The sequence below is a fragment of the Marinicauda pacifica genome (assembly GCF_004793635.1).
GTDB lineage: Bacteria > Pseudomonadota > Alphaproteobacteria > Caulobacterales > Maricaulaceae > Marinicauda > Marinicauda pacifica.
Map to the genome: position 1 here is coordinate 1 of NZ_SRXV01000029.1, position 326 is coordinate 326.

Here is a 326-nt window from a genome sequence, read left to right on the forward strand (position 1 = left end):
CCATGACTCCCCCGCGCGCCAAGCTGGAGTCTTTGTGTCTCTGGAGTTTGAGTGTCACAACCCAGATTCCCTTGTTTATTGTTCAACCCAGTCCATCCGGGGATGTTAGATGAAAGCACACGGGCCTTTGCGGGGCGTTAAAGTCGTCGAATTTGTTGGACTTGGCCCGGCGCCCTTTTGCGCGATGCTGCTTTCCGATCTCGGCGCGGACGTCATCCGGATCGACCGGCCCGGAGCCGGCGGGGGCGGCGCCGCCGACGTGCTGGCGCGGGGCCGCAGATCAGTCGGCGTGAACCTGAAAAGCGCCGAAGGTGTAGAGACTTGTC

1 protein-coding gene is annotated in these 326 nt (G+C 61.7%); it reads left to right on the plus strand.

The genetic code is table 11. The features are described 5' to 3' along the window. Positions 1-109: 109 nt before the first annotated feature. Positions 110-326, plus strand: a 217-nt coding sequence (locus tag E5162_RS14285; RefSeq protein ID WP_174235016.1) for a CoA transferase, incomplete at its 3' end; no start/stop codon positions are given.